This is a genomic window from Streptomyces sp. NPDC091272 (assembly GCF_044757485.1).
Classification (GTDB): Bacteria; Actinomycetota; Actinomycetes; order Streptomycetales; family Streptomycetaceae; genus Streptomyces.
The window spans coordinates 198,112-218,345 of the sequence record NZ_JBIVVC010000006.1 but is presented as its reverse complement, the minus strand read 5'-3'; the positions used below and the strand labels follow the sequence as shown (position 1 = coordinate 218,345).

19 protein-coding genes and 1 pseudogene are annotated in these 20,234 nt (G+C 68.5%); 9 read left to right on the top strand and 11 right to left on the bottom strand.

Annotated features, from left to right (window positions below; genetic code table 11):
- Window positions 1–670 precede the first annotated feature (670 nt).
- The 4 genes from ACIQM4_RS19035 to ACIQM4_RS19020 form a co-directional block, all read right to left on the bottom strand.
- On the bottom strand, window positions 671–1,393 hold the full coding sequence (locus ACIQM4_RS19035; protein ID WP_401593171.1) for an ATP-grasp domain-containing protein: 723 nt from the start codon (window positions 1,391–1,393) through the stop codon (window positions 671–673).
- Between the two features lie 211 nt (window positions 1,394–1,604).
- Complete coding sequence (locus ACIQM4_RS19030) at window positions 1,605–3,032, bottom strand: ParB/RepB/Spo0J family partition protein (protein WP_401592742.1); 1,428 nt, start codon at window positions 3,030–3,032, stop codon at window positions 1,605–1,607.
- Window positions 3,029–4,183 (bottom strand): ParA family protein, encoded by a 1,155-nt coding sequence (locus ACIQM4_RS19025; RefSeq protein ID WP_401592740.1) that lies wholly within the window; start codon window positions 4,181–4,183, stop codon window positions 3,029–3,031. The genes ACIQM4_RS19030 and ACIQM4_RS19025 overlap by 4 nt, the downstream gene beginning before the upstream one ends.
- A 160-nt stretch (window positions 4,184–4,343) precedes the next feature.
- Window positions 4,344–4,976: a LysE/ArgO family amino acid transporter gene (locus ACIQM4_RS19020; RefSeq protein ID WP_401592738.1), complete on the bottom strand. Its 633-nt coding sequence runs from the start codon at window positions 4,974–4,976 to the stop codon at window positions 4,344–4,346.
- Between the two features lie 69 nt (window positions 4,977–5,045).
- On the opposite strand from ACIQM4_RS19020, the gene ACIQM4_RS19015 reads away from it, so the two are divergent.
- The gene (locus ACIQM4_RS19015; RefSeq protein WP_401593169.1) at window positions 5,046–5,972 is read left to right on the top strand and encodes a LysR family transcriptional regulator ArgP; all 927 of its coding nucleotides are present in this window, start codon (window positions 5,046–5,048) and stop codon (window positions 5,970–5,972) included.
- Window positions 5,973–6,028: 56 nt separating this feature from the next.
- Here ACIQM4_RS19015 and ACIQM4_RS19010 read toward each other — a convergent pair whose 3' ends face one another.
- Window positions 6,029–6,496, bottom strand: a complete 468-nt coding sequence (locus tag ACIQM4_RS19010) for an ATP-binding protein (RefSeq protein WP_401592736.1) — start codon at window positions 6,494–6,496, stop codon at window positions 6,029–6,031.
- Between the two features lie 1,263 nt (window positions 6,497–7,759).
- Here ACIQM4_RS19010 and ACIQM4_RS19005 point away from each other — a divergent pair.
- The 3 genes from ACIQM4_RS19005 (at window position 7,760) to ACIQM4_RS18995 (ending at window position 11,122) form a co-directional block, all read left to right on the top strand.
- Window positions 7,760–8,947, top strand: a complete 1,188-nt coding sequence (locus tag ACIQM4_RS19005) for a bifunctional DNA primase/polymerase (RefSeq protein ID WP_401592734.1) — start codon at window positions 7,760–7,762, stop codon at window positions 8,945–8,947.
- A complete protein-coding gene (locus ACIQM4_RS19000; RefSeq protein WP_401592732.1) occupies window positions 8,944–10,581 on the top strand; it encodes a phage/plasmid primase, P4 family in 1,638 nt (545 codons plus the stop codon). Before ACIQM4_RS19005 ends, ACIQM4_RS19000 begins: the two co-directional genes overlap by 4 nt.
- A 157-nt stretch (window positions 10,582–10,738) precedes the next feature.
- Window positions 10,739–11,122, top strand: a complete 384-nt coding sequence (locus ACIQM4_RS18995) for a DUF6009 family protein (RefSeq protein WP_185035767.1) — start codon at window positions 10,739–10,741, stop codon at window positions 11,120–11,122.
- 66 nt (window positions 11,123–11,188) lie between these two features.
- Here the strand turns inward: ACIQM4_RS18995 and ACIQM4_RS18990 are convergent, their stop codons facing one another.
- Together ACIQM4_RS18990 and ACIQM4_RS18985 are read right to left on the bottom strand one after the other, a co-directional pair.
- Window positions 11,189–12,403 carry a DUF1266 domain-containing protein gene (locus ACIQM4_RS18990; RefSeq protein ID WP_401592730.1) on the bottom strand — a complete coding sequence of 405 codons (1,215 nt, stop codon included), beginning with the start codon at window positions 12,401–12,403 and terminating at the stop codon, window positions 11,189–11,191.
- A complete protein-coding gene (locus ACIQM4_RS18985) occupies window positions 12,400–13,683 on the bottom strand; it encodes a DUF1266 domain-containing protein (RefSeq protein WP_401592728.1) in 1,284 nt (427 codons plus the stop codon). Before ACIQM4_RS18985 ends, ACIQM4_RS18990 begins: the two co-directional genes overlap by 4 nt.
- Window positions 13,684–13,863: 180 nt before the next feature.
- On the opposite strand from ACIQM4_RS18985, the gene ACIQM4_RS18980 reads away from it, so the two are divergent.
- Complete coding sequence (locus ACIQM4_RS18980; protein WP_401593167.1) at window positions 13,864–14,613, top strand: N-acetyltransferase; 750 nt, start codon at window positions 13,864–13,866, stop codon at window positions 14,611–14,613.
- Window positions 14,614–14,635: 22 nt separating this feature from the next.
- Here ACIQM4_RS18980 and ACIQM4_RS18975 read toward each other — a convergent pair whose 3' ends face one another.
- Entirely contained in the window at window positions 14,636–15,076 is a 441-nt protein-coding gene (locus ACIQM4_RS18975) for a hypothetical protein (RefSeq protein ID WP_401592727.1), read from the bottom strand.
- 144 nt (window positions 15,077–15,220) lie between these two features.
- Complete coding sequence (locus ACIQM4_RS18970; RefSeq protein ID WP_401592726.1) at window positions 15,221–15,802, bottom strand: helix-turn-helix domain-containing protein; 582 nt, start codon at window positions 15,800–15,802, stop codon at window positions 15,221–15,223.
- A 47-nt stretch (window positions 15,803–15,849) separates the two neighbouring features.
- Between ACIQM4_RS18970 and ACIQM4_RS18965 the strand changes: the two genes are divergently transcribed.
- Window positions 15,850–16,845, top strand: coding sequence for a class I SAM-dependent methyltransferase (locus tag ACIQM4_RS18965; RefSeq protein WP_401592724.1), 996 nt, complete (start codon window positions 15,850–15,852; stop codon window positions 16,843–16,845).
- Window positions 16,846–16,967: 122 nt separating this feature from the next.
- Here ACIQM4_RS18965 and leuE read toward each other — a convergent pair whose 3' ends face one another.
- Window positions 16,968–17,696: a leucine efflux protein LeuE gene (leuE, locus tag ACIQM4_RS18960; protein ID WP_401592722.1), complete on the bottom strand. Its 729-nt coding sequence runs from the start codon at window positions 17,694–17,696 to the stop codon at window positions 16,968–16,970.
- Between the two features lie 158 nt (window positions 17,697–17,854).
- On the opposite strand from leuE, the pseudogene ACIQM4_RS18955 reads away from it, so the two are divergent.
- The 3 genes and pseudogenes from ACIQM4_RS18955 to ACIQM4_RS18945 all read left to right on the top strand — a co-directional run.
- A pseudogene (locus ACIQM4_RS18955) lies at window positions 17,855–18,238 on the top strand (MerR family transcriptional regulator); the annotation flags it as partial.
- 52 nt (window positions 18,239–18,290) lie between these two features.
- The gene (gene trxA, locus ACIQM4_RS18950) at window positions 18,291–18,626 is read left to right on the top strand and encodes a thioredoxin (protein ID WP_401592720.1); all 336 of its coding nucleotides are present in this window, start codon (window positions 18,291–18,293) and stop codon (window positions 18,624–18,626) included.
- A gap of 125 nt (window positions 18,627–18,751) precedes the next feature.
- The gene (locus ACIQM4_RS18945; RefSeq protein ID WP_401592718.1) at window positions 18,752–19,324 is read left to right on the top strand and encodes a transcriptional regulator; all 573 of its coding nucleotides are present in this window, start codon (window positions 18,752–18,754) and stop codon (window positions 19,322–19,324) included.
- Between the two features lie 84 nt (window positions 19,325–19,408).
- On the opposite strand, the gene ACIQM4_RS18940 is transcribed toward ACIQM4_RS18945, so the two are convergent.
- Window positions 19,409–20,101: a TetR/AcrR family transcriptional regulator gene (locus ACIQM4_RS18940; RefSeq protein ID WP_401592716.1), complete on the bottom strand. Its 693-nt coding sequence runs from the start codon at window positions 20,099–20,101 to the stop codon at window positions 19,409–19,411.
- Window positions 20,102–20,234: the final 133 nt, after the last annotated feature.

The following is a 20,234-nucleotide window of genomic DNA, read 5'->3' as shown; positions in this document are numbered from 1 at the left end:
CAGCCTCACGCCTTTGGATCCAAGGGTTAACGGGATAACTCATCGGCTCCGGCGCTCCTGCTGCATCCCCACACAGGCGGTCCCGGATGTTGTCCGCGGACAACATATCCACCCGCAACAAGCGGCCAGCCGGCAACCACCACCCCCACTCGACCCGCCACTTCCTGTTGTCCGCGGACAACAAAATGGGAGTTCCCTCGACCCACCACTTGTCCCGGGCCTGTGTCCGCACCCTCGGAACGAGTACTCAACGGAGGTGTTGTGTTGTCCGCGGACAACGAATGCACGACCGGGCAGAGAGTGGCTTCGGTCCCTTCAGCGTTCAAGTGAAGGCTTGGTTGTTGTCCGCGGACAACAGAGCAGTTAGTCACCATGTGAAGGCCGCGCGGGGGTCGCCAGGGAACGACAGCGGGGCGGGGTGTTGTCCGCGGACAACACATTCCGATGGGTGCGACCTCCCCCGGCGTCTCTATCGAGATCCGTTCCGTACCTCGGAGGCGCGCCATGAGGCGGCGGCTCCGCGTTCGGGAGCGAGTGCACCAGCGTCAACGCCTCATCCAGGCGGTCAATCTTTCGCAAGATTCAGCCCTGACATTGCTCAGTCCAGTCCCTCCAGTCCCTCCCTCCAGCCTCTCCCTCCGGCCCTCCGCAGTCGTGCAGCCGTCGATCACTACCGGCCCCCCCCAGGGCCGGACATTCGTGTTCGCCCTCGACCCGCGAACAAGTCGACGCTGCGAACCGGACCCTGCAGCCGCTGCCCTGTTCGTCGGCCGACGGTAGCCAGGGGAGTGGAGTTGCGCGGAAAGATCGGTCCCGGGGAGTGCCCTCGCCCGCGGGTCTTGCACACGGAGAAAGACGTCCAGCGCACGCTGCGGCGTTGCCGTGTAATGCCGCTCGCCCAGGCGGCATTCGCTTCGATCACCGCCCAGCATGTCCCCATCCTTCCCACGTCCACGACGATGGCAGAGGGCAGCGTCGCCTCGTACGCGGATACCAGCTCCGCCCCGAAAGCCGCCGCGCCCTCGCTCAGCGGGCCTGGACTCAGACGACCGTTTTTTCCGCGTACCGGCTCGTTTGTAGTTGAGCGTTTTGGCGAACACCGGAGCTGTAGATCTAACGCAGAGGCATGAGGAGAATCTCGCGACCGGTGAACCTGCGGGGGAGTTGAGCAAGCCAGTTCTCCGGCGCCTGGAGCAGTCCAATGCCCAGAACCGGGCGCTGCGTCCGCGAAACAGAGCCCAGCGTGCAGGTGCCCGGCTCGCAACCGAGTGGTACGACGAAGGACGGCAGCTGAACTGTGGACATGCCGCGCTCGTGCGCAGCCGTACGCATGGTCCGGGCGGGGAGGCTGTGAGCCGTGGTGGCAGTACAAGCGTGACGCTCTCCACCGCATTTCAGCCGGCCCCGCGCATATCGTCGACGCCACGAAGTGAAGCTCCGCAATCGGGATGTAGTCCCTCGCGCCAGAATCGTCACGGCTCACCGGCGCAGGGGAGTACGAGCCCAGTTCGCGGAAGGCCTGGAACGGACAGCCTGCAAGCGGAAAGGGCGCGCTACCGGTGGCTGCCAGCCGGTAGCGCGCCCCTGATGAGGATGGCCGCGGATCACATATAGGTGTGCAACTCCTCGATGAGTTCGACCAGTTCCTCCTTGGTGAGGCCGGCCGCCAGGGTGCGTGCCTGTTCCGCCTGGGATGCACCGAGCTGCCGTACAAGACCGCGCGCCGCATCGGAAGAAGATGCCTCGGCGGGACCGCCGCCCCTGTGGGAAGAGCGGGCGGATTTGTTGTCCGCGGACAACAGCTCGGGTTCTTCCTTCTGCTGATCCTCAGCGGCCTGTGCCGGTACAGCGATCGGCGAGGGGGGCGCAACAGAGGTAGGCGCGGGTTCCGCCACTGCGGTTCCAGCGGCCGGTGCAGCAGCCGGCGCAGGGGCGGCCGATGACTGCGGGGCGGAACCAGGCACGGGTGCCACGGGTGCTGCAACCGTTTCCGGAGCGGGCGCGGACGGTGTCCGAACGCCTGAAGAAGCCGCAGCGGGCCCAAGGCCGGGGCCAGCCACGTGGGGGACAGGAGTGAAATACGCTTCCGGCCCAGCGACGGAGTGCGGTGTGTTGTCCGCGGACAACAGAGACGTGGTGTTGTCCGCGGACAACACCTGCCCATCTTCAGCCCCCTCGGCCGCGGCCGCCGCCGCAGTCCTCCGCGCGAACGCCTCTTCGGTCTCGCTGGGAGTCCGGCCCGTCCTCTTGATCTGGTCGGCGAGCGCCTTCGCTTCCTCTCGCGCCTGCGCCTCCTGCTCCCGGTACTCCCTGAGATAGCCGAGAAGTCCCGGCACACCCAGTCCGGGCTCCTCCTTCAGCCGCCTGGCAAGCAGCCTGCCATCACGTTCGGGCAGCGAGCCGGTGCTGAGCATCCCCTGCAATTCTTCAGGGAGTTCAAGAAGAGCGAGCTGATTGGTGACCCATGAACGGTCGCGCCCGAGCCGCTTTGCCGCGCGCGCTCGGGCGCCCGTCGCCGACTCCTCACTACACACCAGCACGAGTTGCTGCACACCCCGGGCGCGTTCGACGACGTCGAAGTCCTCGCGCTCCAGGTTCTCCTTCAGCAGGTGGTCTATGAACGCCTCTCGGGAAGACGCAAGGTCGTCGCGGACGACGAAGTCCAAGGACTCCAGTCCTACGTGCGAGGCGCTCCGGTAACGACGTTCCCCGTTGATCAGGACGTACTGGGCGTCGCCGATCGAAGCCTCGTGCTGGGGCCACACCTTGAGGTAGGCAGCACGCGAGATGGCTACACATGCGGCGAGCTGCGTGTTGCGGAGTTCCTCGCCGAAGCGGGTCATCTCCTCGTCCGAGCCGAAGTTGCGGCGCGGGTTGAGGGGAGTGGGTGCAACGTCCTCAAGGCGGATCCGGGACAGCTCGTACGACGGTACGTCCCCCTGGACAAGGGCCTTGGCGCGGCCGCGGGCACTGCGGCCGCGCGGTACGCCGCCGAAGGAGGAACCGGTGCCGAGTCGGTCGGCGACGCTCATGAGGTGATCCTCCGTGCAATGGTGCGCATGATCTCGGACTGCTCGCAATCCGGGGCGTAGGTCAGCAGCGGTTGCTTCAGGCGAACGGCCTCACGCTGCTCCTTGCGCTCGGGCATGATGCCGATGACCGGCGGATCCCCGATCGCCTTCCAACTGTCAAGCGAGGAAGTGGCGATGTAGCCCTTGCGGCTGTCGTACATGTTGACGATGAAGCCGAGCATGGTGATCTCGACCTCCATGTCCGCGGTCAGATCCTGGATCTGGTCGAAGAGCATGTCGTAGGCGTCCGCGGAGGAGTCCTCGGCGAGAACCGGCACGAACACCCCACAGGTCTCCGGCTCTTCGTCCTCACGGGTGCGGCAGTAGTAGAGCGCGGTGTCCATGGAATAGCCAAGGCTCGGCGGACAGTCGACGACGATGTAGTCGAAGTCCCGCTCCAGCGGCTCCATGGCCTTCTCCAGGGCCGTCTCCTTCACCCGAACGAACCGGCTCGTGGCCAGCTTCGCGTCGAGCAGGAACGCGTCCTTGCACGCGGGCAGCAGGAACAGCCTGCCCGCGAAGCCGCTTTCCTCTATGGGGACGAGCAGTTCACGCAGTTCGCCCTTGGCCTCGCCGAGCATGTGCTTGGCCAGGCTGGGCTCCTCGATCCCGAACAGTTGATAGCCGAGCTGCTTGGTGAGGTGGCCCTGCGGGTCGAAGTCGATGAGCAGGACACGGTTTCCGGCCTCGGCGAGGGCCTGGGCGACACCGGAGGAGGTCGCGGTCTTACCGACGCCACCCTTCTGGTTGCCGAAGATGATGCGCCGTGCTCCGTTGGGGCGGGCCGGCCGGCGGGGGGAAGGGTGCGCCCCGAGCCAGAGCCGAATGGCCTGCGCGATGCCCTGGTTGAAAGGGAGGCCGCGTTCCTTGCAGTCGTTCTTGAAATCCCCGTACAGACCGGTGGGGAGATACGTCGAGAAGGAGCTGCCGCCGGTGGTGTCCACGATGGGGTGTTCGGACTTGGCCGAACGCCATTCCTGGACGCCTTCGGTGACGGCGTCCTTGATGTCGACGCCCAACTCGGCTGCTCTGACTTTGAGTTCTTGGCGCAGAGATGCTGGAAGCTTCGCCACTACCTTTTCCCGGTCGTCCGGGGCGTATGGGACGGTCATGCGGTTACCTTACTCACCTCGCTGGGGGTTTTGGTGACATTGGGGGCACGGAGGCGCCGCGTGTCGGCTACGAACAGGGGATGTTGACGAGGTGTCGAGGAGAGGGTGACCCGCAAGCGGAGGCTGAAGCGGGTGGTATCCACCCTGGTCCGCGGGCATTTCACACTCCCGCCAGCAACATCCCTCCCATGGTCACCATCGTCGCTGCCACCATCCCGTCCAGCACTCGCCACGCTCCCGGCTTAGCCAACAGCCCGCTCAACAGACGCGCTCCGTATCCCAACGTGGTGAACCACGTCAGGCTCGCCAGGACCGCCCCACCCCCGAACGCCCAGCGCAGGGAGCCGTGGTCGGAGGCAACCGAACCGAGCAGAAGAACGGTGTCGAGGTAGACATGGGGGTTCAGCCACGTCATCGCCAGACAGGTCAACACGGCGGCGCGTGCCGAACCTGTCGCCTCGCCGGACGCGCTAAGAGCAGCATCGGGAGCCGGGCGCAACACCCGGCGGGCGGCCAGGAGCCCGTAACAGATCAGGAAGGCTCCACCCGCGAGTCCGACCACCGTGAGGGCCGCGGGCCAGGCGGTGACGAACGCCCCGACGCCGGTCACTCCGAGCGCGATGAGAGCGGCGTCGGACACCGCGCAGATCGCGACCACGGCGAACACCGCATGCCGATGGGCTCCCTGCCGCAGAACGAACGCGTTCTGGGCGCCGATGGCCACGATGAGGGCGAGTCCGGTGCCGAAGCCCGCGAGGAGGGCCGCGACTACTCCTGAAGTGCTGGGTGTCATGGTGTCGACGCTAAGGACCCAGTGCTTTTCAGTCCAGCTAAAGATTCTTACGTACCATTAGCTCTCGTGATGGACGAACTCCCGCTGGACCAGGTGTACACACTGCTCGCCGTCGTGGACGAAGGCACCTTCGATGCCGCCGCCGCAGCACTCCATGTCACTCCGTCCGCCGTCAGTCAACGGATCAAGGCACTGGAACAGCGCACCGGAAGGGTGCTGCTCATGCGTTCCAAGCCGGTACGCCCCACCGAGTCGGGCGAGGTGATCGTACGGTTCGCCCGCCAGCTCGCCCTGCTGGAGAAAGACGCCAGGACCGAACTGGGGCTCGCGGAAACGGGCAAGAGCCGGCAGTCTTCGCGGCTGACCATCGCGGTGAACGCCGACTCGCTCGCCACATGGTTCCTGCTGGCTGTACGGCAGGTCCCTCAGGACCCGCCGATCTGTTTCGAGCTGCGCCGCGAGGACGAGGCGCACACCACGGCTCTGCTGCGCGAGGGCCAGGTGATGGCCGCAGTGACGTCGTCTCCGGTACCGGTGGCCGGATGCTCGGTCCGTCCGCTCGGGCTGGCCCGTTATCTGCCGGTGGCCACGCCAGAGTTCGAACAGCGGTATCTCGCCGGCCAGGGGTTGGCGGACGGACTGCGTGAGGCGCCGGTAATCGTCTTCGATCGCCGGGACGACTTGCAGGACGCCTTCGTGCGCTCGCTGCCCGGCAACAAAAAACAGGGAGCGTGGGGCGCGGGGACACTCCGGCACCACGTACCCACCTCAGAAGGCTTCTGCGACGCAATCGCAGCCGGGCTCGGCTGGGGACTCGTCCCCGAGCCACAGGCACTGCCGTTGCTGCGCTCAGGGGCTCTCAGCACCCTCACGACCGACCACACCGTGGACGTCCCGCTCTTCTGGCAGCAGTGGAAACTCGACTCGCCGGCATTGGCCGCCGTCGCGGGCGCGGTAGCCGAGACCGCAGCACGGGAGCTCCTACCCGCACACTGAGAGCACCTCGCGCCCCGAGCTAGGGACCTGTGGGGGGCCGCCGGGGGACAGTCCAGCTAGCGGGGGAGTACCGCCCTGATCGTCTTGCCGCGGCCACGCGCCCTGCGGCCACGGCCGGGCCGGGGGGACGTCGATACCGTGACCTCGCGGGCCAGCAACCGCACCATGTGCCAGCCGAAGCCCCCTCCACCCCCGTCGAAATCCGGTGTGCGCTCGTACGGGGCTTCCGGGCTGGGGTCGCTCACGTCGACGGTGAAGGTGTCGGGCGCCGCCGAGAGCGCGAGGGTGTAGCGGCCGCCACCGTGCCGTACCGCATTGGTGACGAGTTCGGAAACCACCAGGACCAGGGACTCCGCGGCATCCGGGTCCGGTGCGGGGGACAAGCCCTCCGCGAACGCCCTCGCGGCATCTCGCGCGTGCACGACCCCGGCAGGGCCCTCGCCGCTGACCTCTACGCCCGACGCCGCTCCTGACCGGCTTTCTGTCCTGCGGTCCGACTGTTCGATCAACTGCCTGCTGTTCATGCGCGTACGCCCCAATCCGTGATCGGTTGTACCGCCTTGAGGCAGGCGTATGCCCGATCCATCGGCACTCAGACGCACAGAGAGCGTTGCGGATGCGAAATACAGCTCGTACGGGTGATGGCGAGTGGCAGCCCTCCCACGATCTGACCGTAGATAAACTGTGCTGAGTAAGTGAAATACCCGAGTCTACGTACCCTAGATTTTGGGTCGCCACTGCAGATGCGGCCCGAATAGCGGGCGGCTGCACGTCACCCGCCGAGGGAGTCGCTTCCGGCAATGTCTGTCCCGCAGGCGGCGGCCACCGTTGCGACAGCTATCTGACGCGGCCAGCGGGGGTTGGGGGACCGCCCGCCACGGCCGTATGCGTGAGGAACGGGAGTCCTGACTGCCGCACGCTTTCCCGCCGGGCGCCGCATGCCGCGAACCGTCTCTTGTTGAAAAATCCGGTCCTTCAGTCCCTCCGTCCCTCAATCGTCCCTCCGAGTGCTCACGTCGTCGGCAGCTGGTCGGCAGATGGTCGGAAGCTGCACGGGCGTACGGGATCCGATCAGGCGTGCCTTTTTCCCGGCTGGGGGGAGGTCGCAGGGACCAACGCCGTTCAGTCCCTGCCGTTCGGTCCCTCCGTTCAGTCCCTCGGTAAAACACCAGGTCAGAGGGGTGAGCCTGGTTCTGCGGGAGGGACTGAGGGACTGAAGGGACTCAACTTTGCAGTATCCATCCCAATTGTGTGCGCGTGTGTATGCGGACGCGTGTAGTAGACAGGTATAAGCCTGAAGCGTTCATAACTAGGATTTTCAGTCCCTTCAGTCCCTTTCAGTCCCTGCTGGGGGTGAGTGCAAGCCGTTGACCTGCAGGTTTACCGAGGGACTGAAGGGCAGGGACTGAACGGGACGGTCCCCGCTGCTTTGGTCCCTCAGTCCTGGGAAGCGGAGAAACGAACGCTTGCCGGTCAGGAGTACGACGGCCGGCCACCGGCTGCTGCCCTTGCGGGCCAAGTCTGTGACCGACGCGCAGGGGAACGCGCCGATGGAAAGACCGCTCGCCCGCCGACGGCCCAAAGGGACTCAAGGGACTGAAGAACTGATACAACGGCAGTTCCCCGCGGAGAATGCCCACCCTTGCGCTAGGCTCAGGACCTCATAGGAAAGTTCAGTCCCTTCAGTCCCTCTTGCAGGCACTTACAGGGCGCTGACCAGCGCTTATCAGAGCCAGGTACGAAGAGGGACCGAACGCACCATCGCTGACCTCGACAAGGACGACCGCGTGCCGCGCCACGGTGAAACCAGTACCCCAGTCCCTTCAGGGACTGTGCGGGCACACGACGTTGCCCGCTGGTGTGCGGGCAACGGCTGGCCGGTTCACCCGTTGGCCCCGGGCCGGAAGACTCCCGCTGCCAACTGCCCGACCTGCAGGGAAGCCGGACACCACTCCCCGCGGGGCTGCCCGTGCCTCCCCGCGGGACGCTGGTGCCACGGCTTCCGGGCCGCGACCACCGACCTGGCCCGGATCGACACCTGGTGGGGCACGAATCCCGCGATGGGTGTCGGCGTTGCCTGCGGGCCTGCGGGTCTCGTCGTCCTGGACGTGGACGCGCACAGCGCCGAGGTCCCCGACCGGAGCAGGCTCCTGCCGGGAATCCCCATCCATGAACGTGTCGACCTGACGGGCCTGGGCTCGGGGTTCGACACGCTCGCCCTGCTCGCCGCGTACCGCAGCCAGCCGGACCCCGCCAAGGACGAAACGACTCTCCGCGTACGCACTCCCTCGGGAGGTCTCCACATCTGGTACCGGAACCCCCGGCCCGACACCCGCTACCGCTCGTCCACCGGCTCCAGCTCCAAGGTCGCCCTCGCCTGGCAGGTCGACATCCGGGCTGACAACGGCTACATCGTCGCTCCCACGAACCGCACGCTGCACGGCAGCTACGCCCCGGTCGGCGACGCGCGGCAGCCAGCACCGCTGCCCGCCTGGCTGGCCGACGAACTGGCGCGGACCGGGCACACGGGCGGCCAGGCCGCCGCAGGAGCCCCGGCAGGAATCGCGACCAGTCCCCCCGCCAGTCCCCCCGCCGGGATCCCCAGCGTGGCTCCCTCCACCACGCCCGAGGCGCTCAGCGCCTCTCTGACGCCCCGGAGTGTCCCGAACCCCCGTCTACGCATCCGACGTGCCCCAAGGACGGCACAGCGCCTTCTGGAGCCCCTCCTGGCCGAGGTCGCGGCTTGTGCGGCGACCCCGCAGGGGGCCAGCTTCACCGAGAAACTCAACCGGGCCGCGTACACCGCGGGAGGTCTCGTGGCCGGTGGTCACCTCACCGAGCCGCAGGTACGCGATCTTCTGGCGGAGGCTGCCGGAAGGGCCCGTCCGCACCAGCCGCAGCGCAACTCCACGATCATCGATTCCGGCCTTGCCGCAGGTGCCACCCGACCGCTTAACCCCCAAGGACGCCCATGAGCAGCGCCGAGAGCATGAGCTTCGACGCCACTGCCGCCGCTCAGCAGATGCTCGAATTTCCGGTCCCCGAACCCGATCAGGACCCTGCGGCGGGCACGGCGTTGCCCGCGCAACAGGCCGCAGGGCAGCCGGTGACGTCGTCCGCAGGCGTGCACGAGCCGTTCGACGCCCTCGGTCTGCTGCCGGGCATGCTCACCGACCGTGGCAACGCGAAGTTGTTCGCGCAGCTCTACGGAGACCAGTTCCGGCACGTGGAGGGCCTCGGCTGGTACTCCTGGGACCAGTACCGCTGGAAGCGCACCGGTGGCGAGAAGGCCGCGCTGTGGGCCGCGGGGGACATGGCCGAGCAGATGCCGGCCCAGGACCCGCGTGGTTTCTTCAGCGACCGTGAGCTGTACGCCCACCGCAAGCGCACCATGTCGACGCCCGGCATGAAGGCGCTCCTCACGCAGGCGAAGGCGTCCCCGGCGCTGACCCTCGACCCGGACGTGCTGGACGGTGACGCGTACGCGCTCTGCACCCCGGAGGGGGTGGTGGACCTCCAGACCGGGGACATGCGCAAGCCCAACCCGGTCACCGACCGGCACTCGCGTGCCACCAGCGTCGCGCCGGAGAACATGCCGACACCCCGCTGGCACAAGTTCCTCCACGACACCTTCGGCGACGACGACAAGGGCGTGGAGACCATCCGGTTCCTGCACCTGTTGCTCGGGTACTCGATCACCGGGGACGTCGGCGCGCAGGTCCTGCCGTTCCTCTTCGGCGCGGGCGCCAACGGCAAGTCCGTCCTGCTCGACGTGATGATCCAGATCCTCGGCGACTACGCCGACGCCGCCCCGCCCGGCTTCCTGATGGAGAAGGGCAAGTTCTCCGAGCACTCCACCGAGCTCACCGAATTGCACGGCCGACGGATCATGGTCTGCTCCGAGCTCAAGCCCAACGACAAGTTCGACGAGTCCCGGGTGAAGCTGCTCACCGGCGGCGACCGCATCAAGGCCCGCCGGATGCGCCAGGACTACTTCTCCTTCGCCCCCACTCACAAGCTCTGGCTGCTCGGCAACCACCGCCCCGAGGTCGGCACCGGCGGCCACGCCTTCTGGCGGCGCATCCGGCTCATCCCGTTCGAACGGGTCGTGCCCAACAAGCACAAGATCGACAACCTCGCGTTCGAACTCGTGCGGGACGAGGGCCCCGGCATCCTCCACTGGCTCATCGAGGGTGCGATGAAGTACCTGGAGACCAGGGACCCGCTCACCGGTCCTGATTCCGTACGCATGGCCACCGAGGCATACGAGTCGACGGAGGACCATATCGGCCGCTTCCTGAAGGAGTGCTGCATCAAGAGTCCGCCCACCGCCAACGGGCACGACCGCGCCTCCGACCTCCGCGTCGAGCAGGGCGTGCTGTACGCCGAGTACGGCACCTGGTGCAACGCGAGCGAGGGGATCAGGCCCGCGACCTCGCGTTCCTTCGCCAGCCGCATCCGTCAGGAGCTCGGACTGGCGTCGCCGAACGACATGATGAAGTCCAGCGGAAAGAAGTACTACCCGGGTCTGGGCCTGCTCTCGGACGAGGACGACCCCGCAGGTTCCGGACTTGTTTCCGGTCCTTCGAACGGCCCGGCAACCACATGACGCCCATTCGTGCACTGTGCCGCAACACCGGGCAGCCTTACGATGGGTACCGAGCCTCCGGGCAGACGCACAGACGGGGCCCGAAGAGTGGACCCGGCCCGGAGCGAGAAAACCGAGGCCGGTGCGTGGCCGGACACAACGAGGAGGGGCTTCAGCCATGAGCTCGCTACTGAACGAGAGCGATCTCGCCCACGAGAATGCGGTGGTGTGGCTGGAAAGCCCCGACGACCTCGACTACGTCCGCCAGGCGCTCGACAAGACGCCCCGCCGCCGTGGCAAGCCGCGCTACGCCAGGGACGGCCGGCTCGTCGGCTACACCGAGCTCGACGAGCACGCCGAGGCCGACCCCGACAGCGGCCTGCACAAGCGCCGCGTCTTCTTCCTGCTCCCGCACGACAGGGACACGGCTCCGGGCGGGTACTACGCGGAAGGCGCCCCTGGCGAAGCTGTCGACCCGCGCACCATCGACCCGCAGAAGGTCGGCGAGAAGACCCCGCGTTCCCAGCAGGGATCTGCTGCCGCTGCCATAGCGATGCCGTGACCGCACGCGACCGCGGGGCCGGGAGCTACTGAGGTACTCCCCGCGCGGGGCGTTGCGCGGGCGTTTTCAGCGCCAGGGAATGTGCCGCCAGGGGCTTCCCTCGTGCTCCGTCAGGAGGCGGTGGGCGGTGACGTTCTGCTCGTAGAAGGCGCCGTACTCCTCCTGGTCGAAGCGCAGCACCCGGCCCAGCGCGTACCCCGCGGAGAAGCTTTCCCAGGAGTCGTAGGCGGACTTGGTGAGGGCGCCCGCGTAGACGATGGCCTGTTCCGCCTCGGCCGGGGCGCAGTACCGCGCCGACAGCCCCCAGCGGGCCAGGTTCACCGCGCGGCCGTAGTCGTAGCCGACCGTCGTCGAGACCCAGCCGTCCGGGGGCAGCAGGCCGTCGGCGCGGAAGCGGGCCTCGTAACGCAGGATGCGACGGACCAGCGCCTCCATGGACTTGATCGTGTCGTGGTCGGCGCCCCTGTCGTGCAGGTGCCCGGCGGCGGTTTCGCGCCACAGTTCGGCGGAGGGGAGGTCGCCGCCGAGCCCTCGGCGCAGGTCCTCGCGGACGTGCAGCGCGAAGTCGGGCGCGGGCGGGCTGTTGCGGGCGTCCAGCAGCGCGTCCAACTGCAGCCGCCAGGTGGGGTGGTCGGTGACGGACCAGGAGTCACGGAGCGCGGCACGCTCCTTGTGGTACTCGCGGCAGACGGAGCCGACCTCGTTCCACGGCACGCCGTTGCCCACCGCGAGGTGCACCCCGCAGGCCAGGCCGTACGCGAGGGGGCCGTGCAGCGCGCCGTGGCGGATGGCGAGAAGGCGGCCGCCTGACGGAGTGTCGTCCTCGGCGTAACAGCGCAGCCAGAACGCACGGTGTGCGGGCGTGGAGGGGAGCAGGAGCTGGGCCGGGGTACCGACGTTCACACCGAGAAGCTGGTGCGGGTCGGTCCAGTTGAACTCGGCGATCCACTTGAGCGAGACCCCGTGGAACACCATGTCCGGGTGCCACGGCGGCAGCATCCCGCGAGTGAGTACGGGTTTGCAGCTGCGGCCTGCCGGATCCAGGTGCGGACGCCACCAGATCACGTCGGGCTCCGCGTCGGCCTCGGCGCGCGGAACCGGAATGTAGAGCTCCGCACCGGCGAGAGCACGGATCTGGGCCTCGGCGTCGCCGCGCAATGCCGCTTCGTGCAGCAGGCCTTCCGTCTCGGAGGGGGGCGTCCAGGCCGGGGGAGCGGACGGCGACATCGGTGCCGGAGCGGCCGGGAAGGACGGCGGCCGGTGGGGCGGATCGGGATTCATGACCACGGAATGTTCCGGTAGGGGCTGGTGGGGTCCTGGGTGAGGATGCGGTGCTGGGCGAGTGACTCCTGGTACTTGCGCTCGGCGATCTCGGCCCCGTCCTGGTCGAAGTGGAGTACTCGGGTCAGGGCGTAACCGAGGGAGAAGCCGGCCCAGGACGTATATGCCGTGCGGGCCGCCTCGCCGAGGGTGAGCACGGCTTGTTCGGCCTCCGGCGGCGTGATGTAACGGGCGCCGAGGGCCAGTCGAACCACGTTCACCGCTCGCCCGAGGTCGAAGGCGGCGAGGGTGTCCACCCGGCCCTCGGGGGCGAGGGCGCCGTCCGCCCTGAACCGCTCCTCGTACCGGACGACGGCCCGCAGCGTGTTGTCCGCCTCCGCCAGTTCGGCCGCGGACGCGTCGTGCGCGTGCAGCGTGCTGGAGACGGCGGCCGACCACTCCTGGTACGACGGCGTACGCCCCAGCCGTCGTACCAGCCGCCGCCTGGTGTGCAGTACGGACTCCTGGACGCGGCCGACCAGGCGGGTGGTCAGCAGCGCGTCGAGGGTCTCGCGGTAGTCGGCGCGGTTGTGGACGCCCCAGGGTGAGCGGAGGCGGGCGATGTCGGTGGCGTAGTCCTCGTAGGCGGCCCCGAGCTGGTTCCACACGAGGCCGTTGTGGACGGCGAGTTGGGCGCCGAGGGCGAGGCCGTGCGCGAGGGGCCCGTGCAGGGGACCGCCGCTGTGGGTGAGGAGCCTGCCGCCGAGCTGAGCGCCGGTGCGCGCGCAGGCGTCCTCCCATGCCTTGCGGTGCTTGGGGCGCGCGTCGAGAGTCACCGCGAACCGGGTGCCGAGGTTGACCGCGAGCTGCCATCCGTTGTCCGGCCAGATGCGCGCGAGCTCGCCGAGCGTGATCTGCCGGAACACCCACTCCGGATGCCAGGGCGGCAGCACACCGGGGGTCAGTACGGGGACACAGGTGCGGCCGGTGACCGGGTCGCGGTGGGTGGGCAGGGGCGGGGCGTAACCGGGAGTGTCGGCGTACAGACGCGGAACGAGGAGGTAGAGGCGGGTGCCGGAGAGAACGTCCAGGACGGCGTCGGTGCGCGCGGCGCCGTTCCTGCCCTCCTTTGCGTTCGCTCTTCGTCCTTCGCCACCGGGCCCGGCTCCCGACCCGCCGTCGCGGGCAGGCTCGTGCGCTGCGTGCAGCCGACGCTCGATCTCCGTCGGCGGCAGCGCGGCCCGCCCCGCCCCCGTCGACCCCGTCCCGGTCTCCTGCTCTGTCCCCGCCCCCGTGATCACCTGTTGATCCTACGAAACGCGGTGGCGGGGTGCGACAAGAGGTGAGGGTCGGCCAGGACGGAATCTCCGTGGCCACGGCGGCCAGGGAGTGCCAGAATTCCCGCCGTGAACAGCAACGACAGCATCAGCGGCAACGGCAGCAGCGGCGAAGACAGCAGCGGCGAAGACAGCAACGACGGCATCCTTCTCACCTCCTTCGCGGACCGGCCCGAGTTGATCGGGCAGGCGTACGAGATCGCTGACACCTGGCCGGAGTTCACCTCTCATGAGCCGGTCGTCGGAGCGTTGCTGAGCAGGGTGGTCGAGGAGTTCCCCGAGTACTGCGTGGTGGCGACCGAGGGGGGCCGCGTGGTCGCACGCGGGTTCAGCGTGCCCTTCAACGCGGTGCTCGAAGGCAGGGAGGAGACACCGGACCGGGGTTGGGACCAGGTGTTGTTGTGGGCGTTCGCGGACCGGCGGCACGGCCATGCGCCCACGGTCGCCAGCGCGCTGGAGATCACCGTGGACGCCGGTCACCTCGGCCGGGGCCTGTCCTACCGGGTGCTCGCCGCGATGCGCGAAGCCGTCGGCAAGCAGGGGCACGACGTGCTCCTCACCCCGGTACGCCCCAATGCCAAACATCTCAGGCCCCGACTGCCCATGGCCGACTACCTCACGGAACTCCGGACGGACGGGTTGCCGGCCGATCCGTGGCTACGGGTCCACGTCAAGGCGGGCGGCACCGTCGAGAAGGTCGCGGTCGCGTCGATGACGGTCAGTGGTTCCCTCGCCGATTGGCGACGGTGGACCGGCCTGCCTTTCGACCGTGACGGCGAGGTCGTGGTGCCCGCCGCGCTGGTTCCGGTGCAGTGCTCCCTCACGCATGACCGCGCTGTGTACGTCGAGCCGAATGTGTGGGTGCGTCACCGGTTGTCGCCCCACGCCCATTAGGCGCGGGGCGACAGCAGCAGCGTCACCCTGCGCAGAGGGGTCCGGTGCCAGTTACCGGAGGAATGCCGTCCACGTACCAGGCGTCGTCCTGCTGAGTGATCTGCCAGGCCACGCAGACGGGGCCCGCGGGGGCCGTGCCCTTGATGCGGAGGAACTGCCCACCGTGGAACGACTCCAGGGTGACCGGAGCGTTCCCGGGGCCGGCCGCCCGCAGCCGGTCCAGCAGGTCCTGGGCGTACTCGTCCGCGACGCTGTCCTTGAGGAAGAGGTTCTGCAGGCGGTCCGCGTCCTGCTCCCGTACGGAAGCGGCGACGTCGTCGCGCAGGGCGTGCGCCGAACGCGAGCCTTCCGGGGGTTCGTGAGCGATGGAGACGCAGATACCCGTGATCCAGAGGGCGAACGCGAGAAAGAGCAGGGTGACCAGGAGCTGCTGCTTTCGGGGGCGCACCGGGCGCGAGGTCAAAGCGACTTCTCCTTGGAGCGGGCGGTGTGCGAGGCGGGTTGCGGTGCGACGACTGGTCAGCTTAGTGCTCGTACGAATGTCATGGACGCGCTTAAATGCTGAGGGAACGGGACGGACCGGTCTTCGCGGGGTTGCGGCGATCGGTCAAGTTTTGCCGGGGTGCAGGTGGGTGCGTCGGCCGTCGTGGTCGAGGATGCAGAGGATCTCGGCCGGTCCGCCGTGGGCCCCGAAGGCATGCGGGATCATGGTGGAGAACTCCGCCGCCTCACCCGCCTCGACCAGAATCGTCCGTTCACCCAGGACCAGTTCGACGGTGCCGGAGAGGACCGTGAACCAGTCCCTGCCGGGGTGCACGCCCAGCGTCTGTGGCGGCCGCGTGGACGCGGGCTGGGTGACACGGAGCTTGGCCACGGTCGTGCCCTGCGGACCGGCCTCCCTGCTCAGCAGCCAGCTGGTCACGCCGTGCGCCTCGTCGCGCCGCGGCCGGATCACCACATCCTGGTCGGCGGCCGTCTCCACCAGTTGGTCCAGGGACGTCTCCAGCGCACGGGCGATCGGGGCCAGCTGGTCCAGGGCGATCCTGCGGTGGCCCGTCTCGATGCGGCTGAGAGTGGAAGGGCTCAGGAAACAGCGGGCGGCGAGGTCGTCGAGAGACCAGCCCTTGGCCACCCGGAGGCTTCTGATCCGCTTGCGTACGAGGTTGTCGAGTTCACCGTCTTGCGTCATACGCAAGAGTGTATGTCGTCCGAGCAACCTCGGCGTATGGTCGAGGCATGGATAATCATCAGCAGCACGGCCACATCCACGAGCACGGTTCCAGCCCTGGTTCCAGCCACGGTCCCGGCCCCGGCCACGGTTCCGGCCACACCCATGAGCGCAGTCTCACTCACGATCACAGCCACTCGCACGATCACAGCCACGCCCACGGCGAGGCGGACCAGTCCGGTCTGCCCGAGCTGCTGGACCTCGACGCAGAGGTTCTGCACTCCTACCTCTCCGAGGTGACCGACCTGCTCGGCGAGCTGACCGTGGACGCGCCGCCGCGCCACATCCTCGACCTCGGGAGCGGCACCGGCACCGGCACCCTGGCGCTGCTCCGTCGGTTCGAGGGGGCCGAGGTCACTGCCGTGGACATGTCGGAGGACATGCTGCAGCGCGTCACGGACAAGGTGCGGAACGCGGGAATCGACGGCGGCCGGCTTCGTACCGTTCAGGCGGACCTGGACACCGACTGGCCGCGTGACCTCGGCCCTGTCGATCTCATGTGGGCCTCGGCTTCGCTGCACCACATGGCTGACCCCGACCGGGCGCTTGCCGAGATCCACGCGACGTTGCGGCCGGGCGGGCTGCTGGCGGTCGCCGAGATGGACGCGTCCCCCTTCCCGCGCTTCCTGTCGGAGAAGATCGAGGCGGAGCTCGGCCGGCCAGGACTTGAGGAGCGCTGCCACGCCGCGCTCGCCGGACAGCACGCCGAGGCCGTGCCGCACCTCGGTGACGACTGGGGTTCGCGGTTGACCGCCGCCGGGTTCGCCGTGGCGGCCGAACGGCGTTTCGACATCCGGCTGAGCGCCCCGCTGCCCGCCGCCACCGGCCGCTACGCCCGAGCGACTCTGGCGCGTCTGCGCGACCACTTCAGGGACGACATGGACACCGAGGACATTGCCGCGCTTGCCGTACTCCTCGACGGGGACGGCCCCGGGAGCATCCTGCGCCGTGACGACCTCACGGTCCGGACGACGCGGCTGCTGTGGGTGGGCAGGAAGGTCTGACCGCGCAGCCCCCTGCGGGTTCCGAAGCCCGCGCAGGTCCCGCAGCCCCTGGAGGACCCGCAGGTCCCGCAGGTCCTGCAGCCCGGAGGACTCGCAGGACCCGCGGGATCTGTGGGGGAGGGTCAGGCGCCGGCCATCGTCAGCTTCGCTGCGAAGCCCAGGAACAGCACCCCGGCCGCCGAAGTCGCTCCGGCCGAAAGCCGCTTACGTCGGCGGAAGGCGGCGGAGAGCCGTGTGCCGCTGAAGATCAGCGCGGTGAGGTAGAGGAAGCTCGCCAGCTGCGCGAGCGCGCCGAGGAGGACGAAGGAGAGCGCGGGGTAGGCGTACGCCGGGTCCACGAACTGGACGAAGAAGGAGATGAAGAAGAGGATCGCCTTCGGGTTGAGGAGACTGATCACCAGGGCGCGACGGTACGGGCGTTCCAACTTGGCCGTCGCCGTCGCCGTCGCCGCGGATGCGGATGCGGTCGCCCCGGTCGCCCCGCCCGCACCGGCGGCCGTGGAGGTCCCGGTGGCGTCGCCCGCCAGCTCCGGATCGGCCTCACGGCGCGTACGCCACATCGACCACGCGGTGCGCATCATGCCGAACGCGAGCCAGGTCAGATAGCCCGCGCCCGCGTACTTCACCACGCCGAAGAGCAGCGCGTTCGCCTGGAGCAGGGAAGCGACACCCGCAGCCGACAGCACCATCAGCACGGTGTCCCCGCACCAGACGCCGGCCGCCGCCCTGTAACCGGAGCGGACGCCCCGGCGGGCGGCGACGGACAGTACGTACAGGGAATTGGGTCCTGGCAGCAGCACTATCAGGACGAGACCTATGAGGTAGGTCGGAAGATCGGTTACACCCAACATGCGCGGAGTGTCGCACGCGTGGCCGATGCTCCGCCTTCGCATTTCGCATACCGGAACACGGCAACCGGAATCCGGCATGCCGCTATGTCGCCCGTTGCCTTGACGTCAGGATGTCGCCCGTTGCCTTGACGTCAGGGTCAACGTCTAGCGTCGTGCACATGCGCATCGGTGAACTGGCGGAGCAGGCGGGGGTCAGCACCCGCACCCTGCGGTACTACGAGTCCCGCGGGCTGTTGCCCGCTCGGCGTGCGGTCAACGGATACCGCGTCTACGGCGACGACGACCTGCGGCTCGTGACGCAGATCCGCACGCTCCAGGACGTCGGGTTCGGGCTGGAGGAGACCCGGCCCTTCGTGGAGTGTCTGCAGGCAGGTCACCCCGCGGGGGACGCCTGCCCCGCCTCGCTCGACGTCTACCGGCGCAAGCTCGCCGAACTGGACGTACTGATCGACGAACTGCGTTCGGTGCGGGAGCGGGTGGGAGCGCAGCTGGTACGTGCGGAGGCCGACCTTCCGGACGGCCCCGACCCGCGCTGCGAGCTGACCCAAATCGAACCCACAGAGCTGACCGAACCGACAGAGGAGATGACTGACGATGGGTGGCAAGGCAGCGAAGGTGGACGAGGTGACGGACGCGAGTTTCGCGGACGAGGTGCTGCGGGCGGACCTGCCGGTGCTGGTGAAGTTCACCGCCGACTGGTGCGGTCCGTGCCGGCAGCTGGCGCCGGTGCTGAGCGCGATCGCGGACGAGGAGCGTGACCGGCTCAAGGTCGTTCAGCTGAACGTGGACGTCAACCCTGGTACAGCAGCTGCGTACGGCGTGCTGTCGACGCCGACCCTCATGGTCTTCCGGGGCGGCGAACCGGTGCGGTCGATGGTCGGTGCCAGGCCCAAGCGACGGCTGCTGCAGGAGCTCGACGACATGCGGTGACGCCTTCCGTGCCGTCGATGCGGCTCATCGCGTGGCCGTGGTCGCCGTGATCGCCGTGATCACCGTGATCACCGTGATCACCGCCAGTAAGGTGGGGCGACACGGCCAGGGAGGACAGGTGGCGCATGCCTGAGCGGAACATCGAGTTCGGCAAGTTCGGTGCCAGCGGCATCAAGGGCTCCGACGCGGTCGCGCGCCAACTCGACACCCTCGCGGGCGGCATCGCCACCCCCGTCACGGCCAAGCGCGGTCTGCTGGCCCGGCTGCACTACCTCACCAGAACGCCCCACGCCCGCAGGGCCGCCCGGGACGCGGGCCTCACCGTCACCGACCGCACCCTCAAGGCCTGGCTCGACGGAAAACGCACTCCCACCCGCGCCAACCTCGAACGAATCGACGCCGCTTACCGGACGGTGCGTCGTCAGAACGTCGCCCAGCACCTCCTCAAGCGTCTGAACCGGGCCGGCCGCGGCACCCGCGTCGAGATTCACCCCCTGAACCAGTCCCGGGTCGACCAGCGACTCAGCCGTGTCGTCGAGCACCGCACGATGAACGTCCGCCGCTGGGACCGCATCGTCGAGTCGTGGTCGGCCGGTGACCGGCAGGGCCTGGACGACGCCTGGACGGACACGATCGTCGACCTGGGCAGCCAGTGGGGCCAGTACGAGTACGTCACGAACGTGGGTTTCGCCGCGTAGCCCCAGGGCCGGCCACGGACCGGAGTCCTTGGGGAACAGGGCGCTGGTCCACGGACCGGAGTCCTCGGGGGAGAGGGTGCTGGTCTACGGACCGGAGCCCTCCGGGGAGAGGGCGCGGGTCAGGTGGTGCAGGGCCGCCTCGTCCACCGGCGCCGTCCCGGAGAGGGTGCCGACCAGGGCCTGGGCCAGGACGGTGGCCGTGCCGATCCGGGTGTCCTCGCCCTCGTCCCCGGTGAGCTTCCCGATGACGGCGTCGCGTACCGAGTGCGAGATGTCGGGGTTGCCGAAGAGGCCGGGGAAGGACAGCGCCATCAGGCACACGCCCACATTGGCGGAGAGGATCGTCTGCCCGGCCAGTTCCGGGGTGGCGCGCAGCCGTCCAGCCTCGCGGCAGCGTTCCACGGCCGACAGCAGGAGGGACTGGGCCTCCTTGATCGCCTCGGGCTTTGCGTCGCCGGCCTCTCCCGTGGGCGTGAACATCAGCCGGTAGAGGTACGGGTTGGCGAGCGCGAAAGAGACATGGCTGTCCCAGGCCGTGCGCAGGTCGGCCACCGGGTCGGCGGTGAGCGGGTTGTGCCGCTTGTTGGCGAGGAAGCGCTCGAAGCCCAGGTCGGCGACGGCGACGAGCAGACCCTGTTTGTCACCGAACTGCCGGTAGATCTCCGGCATCCCGACCTTGGCGCGGTCGCAGATGGCCCGGGTCGAGATCGCCGGCGCGTCCTTGGTGGCGAGCAGTTCCGCGGTGGCTTCCAGGATGCGCTCTCGTGCGGTCGGCATGGCTTCACGATAACAGCGCTAACAGCGGTGGCCAGGTCTTTTGGGGTGAGGAGCAAGACTCTAGTAATCGTTGATTACGTCATGTGTTAGCGTTGCCAACGTGATCCGGAGGGTGCCGCTCAGTGCGGCGCGT